The sequence below is a fragment of the Synechococcus sp. H55.11 genome (assembly GCF_047462475.1).
GTDB lineage: Bacteria > Cyanobacteriota > Cyanobacteriia > Thermostichales > Thermostichaceae > Thermostichus.
Genome location: NZ_JANSJI010000205.1, coordinates 14,507 through 19,864, shown reverse-complemented (window position 1 = coordinate 19,864; position 5,358 = coordinate 14,507). Strand labels below are relative to the sequence as shown.

Annotated in this window: 7 protein-coding genes and 1 pseudogene; 5 read left to right on the top strand and 3 right to left on the bottom strand. The window is 60.0% G+C overall.

The genetic code is table 11. The features are described from left to right. Window positions 1-367: 367 nt before the first annotated feature. Window positions 368-520 (bottom strand): chlorophyll a/b-binding protein, encoded by a 153-nt coding sequence (locus NW853_RS08585; RefSeq protein WP_011429120.1) that lies wholly within the window; start codon window positions 518-520, stop codon window positions 368-370. 116 nt (window positions 521-636) lie between these two features. After that, the gene (locus NW853_RS08580) at window positions 637-1,509 is read right to left on the bottom strand and encodes a penicillin-binding transpeptidase domain-containing protein (RefSeq protein WP_414336139.1); all 873 of its coding nucleotides are present in this window, start codon (window positions 1,507-1,509) and stop codon (window positions 637-639) included. A gap of 114 nt (window positions 1,510-1,623) precedes the next feature. Between NW853_RS08580 and NW853_RS08575 the strand changes: the two genes are divergently transcribed. The 5 genes from NW853_RS08575 to NW853_RS08555 all read left to right on the top strand — a co-directional run bounded on the left by NW853_RS08575 (window position 1,624) and on the right by NW853_RS08555 (window position 4,995). Continuing rightward, window positions 1,624-1,851 (top strand): photosystem I reaction center subunit IV, encoded by a 228-nt coding sequence (locus NW853_RS08575; protein ID WP_414336138.1) that lies wholly within the window; start codon window positions 1,624-1,626, stop codon window positions 1,849-1,851. Between the two features lie 52 nt (window positions 1,852-1,903). Beyond that, entirely contained in the window at window positions 1,904-2,755 is an 852-nt protein-coding gene (locus NW853_RS08570) for a DNA-formamidopyrimidine glycosylase (RefSeq protein WP_414348804.1), read from the top strand. A gap of 156 nt (window positions 2,756-2,911) precedes the next feature. Beyond that, the gene (locus tag NW853_RS08565) at window positions 2,912-3,502 is read left to right on the top strand and encodes a pentapeptide repeat-containing protein (RefSeq protein WP_414337181.1); all 591 of its coding nucleotides are present in this window, start codon (window positions 2,912-2,914) and stop codon (window positions 3,500-3,502) included. 165 nt (window positions 3,503-3,667) lie between these two features. Next, the gene (locus NW853_RS08560) at window positions 3,668-4,264 is read left to right on the top strand and encodes a response regulator transcription factor (protein ID WP_414336152.1); all 597 of its coding nucleotides are present in this window, start codon (window positions 3,668-3,670) and stop codon (window positions 4,262-4,264) included. Between the two features lie 500 nt (window positions 4,265-4,764). After that, on the top strand, window positions 4,765-4,995 hold the full coding sequence (locus NW853_RS08555; protein ID WP_414336153.1) for a DUF2555 domain-containing protein: 231 nt from the start codon (window positions 4,765-4,767) through the stop codon (window positions 4,993-4,995). A gap of 34 nt (window positions 4,996-5,029) precedes the next feature. On the opposite strand, the pseudogene NW853_RS08550 reads toward NW853_RS08555, so the two are convergent. After that, window positions 5,030-5,358: pseudogene (locus NW853_RS08550) on the bottom strand (hypothetical protein); the annotation flags it as partial.

Sequence of the window (5,358 nt, the reverse complement as noted above, 5' to 3'; positions counted from 1 at the left end):
CATGCCCATCGCCAAATGCCAGGAAGGGATCAGTTGAGATTTTGCCCTCTCCCAGGGGGAGTCAGCCCAAGCGCTCCGCGCCGCTCACGCGACCACCCCCAGCCCCTCTCCCAGGGGGAGAGGGGGGTTGGAAGAGCACAACCGGTTTCGCTTTTCCTACAAGGATTCGGGTAGGAGCGCGGACGTTTTTTCTGTCAATAAGGGCCTGCCAGCCAGCAGACCCCAGAGCAAAACTTTTCTTCGACTCAACAAAGAGTAAGGCAAGCAGGGCCTCTAAGCTTGCCTCTCCACTCACCAGGATCCAAGAGTCTCCCGTTTGTCGCTTCAAGACTAACTCTAGGGCCCGCAGCGCAGCAAGCCGAGTTTTCTAGATCAGGCCCAGCCAGGAGGCGACGCCTTGGCCCGTCACCGCTTCAATGACAATGGCTAATACAAAGCCGATCATGGCCGCGCGACCGTTGAGACGCTCGGCATATTCGTTAAATCCAAACTTGGGCTCAGACAGGTTGGGGTTGGACATAAGAACCTCCAATGGAATTGGAACGAGGGTGAGCAGGGATCCGCAAAGAACGATTACAGGAACAGCAGCTAACCTTCAGTATAGTTTGCATTTCTTCATGATTGCAAGGAAGGTGATCATCTGGTTCCGATGGCGGCGATGATCTGCCGCGCCAGGGGAATGGCCGCCTCGTAGGCTTTGCCCTGATGCAGGTGCAGCACCAGCGCCCAGCGGGGATCCGGCAGAGGCCAAAAAGCCAGCAACCAAGCTTGGAAATCTTCGGCCCAGAGAACGGGTTGTCCGCGTCGGTGAGGATTAAGGATGGTCCCAGACTTAGCGGCCACCGGGATCCCGTCTGGGGCGATGCCGCGGCAGGTGCCCGCCGTTGCTGCCAAACGCATGCCGGCATGGAGAGCATCCCAGATGCGATCCGGCAAAGAGAGAGCAGGCAGGGATATTTCCCCAGAAAGGGGAACGCCGCGGCGGGCGATCACCCCCGCATACACCAACAGCTCCCAGGGATCCGCCGAGCCGGCCAGACCGGTCGCCAACAGCGGTGCCGGGGCCGTGTTTTCTGTCTGGGTCAAACCAAAGCGGCGCAGCCACTCCACCAGGGTCTTGGCCCCCAGCTCCCAGCCCAACTGGTAAAAATGCACGTTGCAAGACCGAGCCAAAGCTTGGCGCAAGTTGAGCTCCCCATGTCCGCGCGGATCCCAGCAAGTGAGCCGGCCCAACCCCAATTGCGGTGGCGGATCCCACCAGCCGGGGCAGTGGATGGCCCGCTCGCCGGAGCTGATCCCGGTCTGCAAGGCAGCGGCGGCCACGGCGCACTTGACCGTTGAGCCAGGGCTGGCCCTGATCTGCGCAGCCTGCTCCGGCTGCCAAACCCTCGTCAGACGACCGGTGTTCAGGTTGAGGACAATGGCAAAATCGCGCGGATGGGGCAGCCCTTGCAAACCCCAGGCCACAGCAGAACCCAAGAGCCAGGCCCCACAGGTGCGGCGTTTCATCGGCTCCCCCTCCCCAGCCAAGAACGACAGGGATCCCTGTTACAAAAATTCGGAAATCGCAGCCTTCTCACGGACTAGGGTAATCTGAAGTGCAGGTCAATGGAGAGAACCCTCATGGCGATTCAGCGTGGTGCCAAAGTCCGTGTGTTGCGGAAAGAATCCTACTGGTATCGGGATGTGGGAACGGTTGCGGCGGTGGATACCAGCGGCATTCTTTATCCGGTGATCGTCCGCTTCGACAAGATCAACTACTACAACATCAACACCAACAACTTCCGCGAAGATGAGCTGGAGGTGCTGGAAGCTCCCAAAGCCAAGGCCAAAGCCACCCCGGCTAGCTAAACCAGGGGGAGTTCTCATCGCCGGGAGCTGTGTTGCTTGAGTGAGGCGTTCTGTGCCGGAACTGCCAGAAGTTGAGACGGTTCGGCAAGATTTGCAGCGCCTCACCCTGGGGCCGCGGATACTGGCAGTGGAGGTGCTCCTGACGCGCACCATTGCCTATCCGGCAAAGGAGATTTTTGGGCAAAGCTTAATCGGCGCCTGTTTTACCCAGTGGCAGCGGCGAGGCAAATATCTTTTGGGATCCCTAGATTCCGGAGCGGTTCTGGGTGTGCATTTGCGCATGACCGGGCAATTGCTCTGGGTTCAGGGATCCGAGCCTTTGCCGGCCCATACCCGCGTCCGGCTGCGCCTGGAGCGGGGGTGGGAGCTGCGCTTTGTAGATCTGCGTACCTTTGGCCAGATGTGGCTGGTGCCCGCCGGGGTGGAGCCGGAGACGGTGATCGCCGCTCTGCAGAGCTTGGGGCCGGAGCCGCTGTCGCCGGCCTTTTCAGAAGCCTATTTCCAGGCGTCCTTGCGGAAGAGCCGGCGCCCCATCAAAACCGCCCTGCTGGATCAGTCGCTGGTGGCGGGGGTGGGCAACATCTACGCCGACGAGGCCCTGTTTCTGAGCGGCATTCACCCCTTGACGCCCGCCTTGCAGCTCTCCGACTCTGCCAAGGCACGCCTGCGGGAAGCTTTGATCGAGGTGTTGCGGGTCGGGCTGGAGCAGCGGGGCACCACCTTGCGGGATTACCGGGATCTGCGTGGGCTTAACGGCAACTACCAAGGGCAGGCATGGGTGTACGGTCGAGAAGGGGATCCCTGTCGCCTCTGTGGCACCCCCATTCAGCGGATCAAGCTGGCGGGCCGCTCAGCCCACTTTTGCCCCCACTGCCAGCCACTTCCAGGCCAGGTTGAGACTTGATGGCGTATCCCCCGTAAGCAGCTATAGTTCTAGGTTGATCCCCAGCTCCCCTCTCCCTCTGGGAGAGGGGCTGGGGGTGGTCGCGTGAGCGGCGCGGAGCGCTTGGGCACCTCTGGGAGAGGGGCCGGGGGTGAGGGAGGGATCCCAGTGAAAAAAATGGCATGGCCCCAGTTCTGGGTCGGTCTCCTCGGCGGGGTGGTCGGGATGCCGGCGGTTCCTGTTTTTGCCCAACTGGAGTTGGACGCCCAACTGGGCCGCTCTCAAGTCGTTTTTCCCGGCAAAGATTGCCCCGCCTGCGACCTGACAGGAGCCGAGCTGCCGGGAGTTGATTTGCAGGGGGCCAACCTGAAAGAAGCCATCCTCAGGCAGGCCAACCTACAAGCTGCCGACCTCTCCCAGGCAATCCTCAACTTGGCCGATTTGCGCGGCGCCAACCTGAGCGGTGCGGAGCAGGGCGGAGCTTTTTTGTGGGAAGCCGATCTCAGCCAGGCCAACCTGCAGCAGGCCAATTTCACAGGAGCCAATCTTCAGGTGGCCAACCTCAGCGGCGCTGATTTGCGAGGGGCCATTCTCGCCGGCGCCGACCTGACAGGAGCCACCTTGCGCCAGGCCGATCTGCGTGGGGCCGATCTACGCGGCGCTTTTTTGGAAGAAGCCGATCTGACGGGCGCTCTGTACAATGCCCAAACCCGGCTGGATCCCGCCTTCAACCCCAGTGCCTGGGGCATGGTCTTTGTGAAAAACTAACTCCCCTCTCCCTTTGGGAGAGGGGTTGGGGGTGGTCGCGTGAGCGGCGCGGAGCGCTTGGGTTGACTCCCTTTGAGAGAGGGGTTGGGGGTGAGGGCACGTTATCCGGGATCCCTCTTGTGGGCAGAATGAACTCAGCCCTCTCATAGGCTGGGATCCCCTGCCATGAGTTCTCCTGTCCGCGTCCTTATCGCCGATGACCATCCTCTGTTTCGGCTGGGGCTGAAGTTTGCCCTGCAAGCGCAAGGATTCGAGGTGGTGGCGGAAGCCGAGACGGGATCCCAGGCCGTTGAGTACTGTCGCCGTTGCCCCGTCGAGGTGGCCATTTTGGATGTGCGTATGCCCAATGGGGACGGGATCGCCGCCTGCCAACAGATTGCCGAGCTGGGCCTGCCGGTGGTGGTGGTGATGATGACTACTTTTCAGGAGCCGGCCTTGATCGAGTCAGCGCGGCGGGCTGGGGCCAAAGGCTACCTCTCCAAAGAAACCGATCCGGCGGAGCTGGCCCGCGTTATTCGGCAGATCTTGGCCAACCCCGACCGAGACTGGTTGCCTGCCCGGCAGGAGTTGCCCAAGCTCACCCCCCGCGAGTTGTGCGTGCTGCAACTGATGAGCCAAGGCTTGGCCAACAAGCAGATCGCCCGCCGCCTCGGCATCAGTGTCGAGACCGTGAAAGAGTACGCCAGCGCCGCCTACCGCAAGCTAGACGCCACCGACCGCGTCACCGCCCTCCTCAAGGCACAACAACTGGGGATTTTTTGACATACTCCCCATAGCTAAAGCTAGGGGATTCTCCCAAGGTCGCCCTTTGGGATTACTGGTTCAACGACCCCACTTACTGTTTTGGGTTCCCCCTCCACAGCAGAGGTGTTGGTCTCCCCAGTCGTTCCCTCTTGCGGGGCAGTTCCACTCCATCCCCAACAGCTCCAGTGCCCCCCGCAGAATGTTAAGCGCTGCATTTTGGTCTCGACACAACACCAACCCACACCTTTCTTAAAAAAGCAAACAACTATCTGGTATCTGGAAACTGTTCACGCAGCGTTGCCAAGCAATACCAGTCATTCAGAATCCTCCCCTTTGGAACGGGGAGTAAGGGATAGCGCTCCGCGCCGCCGGCGCGTTCGCGACAGCGTTGCGTAGCCATAACGATGTCACAAACCGTTTTATTGCTATTTGAAATGGCTATATGTTAAGTCTTTGGTCAAGGTTCGCCGCGCGAAAAGAAGAGGTTAAGATCGGCTTGTAGCGTGTTCAAACTGCCTATGTCTGCCCGATCCAAGTCCAAAGTAGAAGCCCCCGCCAAGGGAATGGATCCCGGCCAGTTTACCGAAGCTGATGTGGCCGCAATTGCAGAGCGGTTGGAGCGCAATGACTACCCAACTGTCTTTGGCTGCTTGGAAGACTGGCATGCCCTTCGAGCCATTGCCTTTTATGCTCCCAGCTTGGTGGCTCCCTATGCACACCTATTGGAGTGGGAAGTGGATGAAGATTAGGGCTGCCCTCGCAGTTCTGAAGGGATCCTGGTGTTCAGGCTGAGGGGGGAGGAGGACTTCCGTCAGAAATCTGCTTGCGAATTAGGTAGCGTACTTCCTCAAGGAGGATGTTGAACCTTTGATCCGTTTCCGCTTGACGTTGGTTGATGGCCTGCATAGCCCGTTCGTGCTCTTGTTGTAGAGCGGTGAGAGTAATCAGAGCTTGAGTCACTTCTTCTGCCCATTCGGCAAGATGGGCCAGGTCAGAGCGGGTCTCGCTGACAACCTGCTGTAGCTCTCGCAAGCTTTGAGCCTGGGCAGCAGCTTGTTCGGCAGACTCAGCGCGGCTGGCCTGGATGGACTGATGCAGCTCCTGGATTTCCC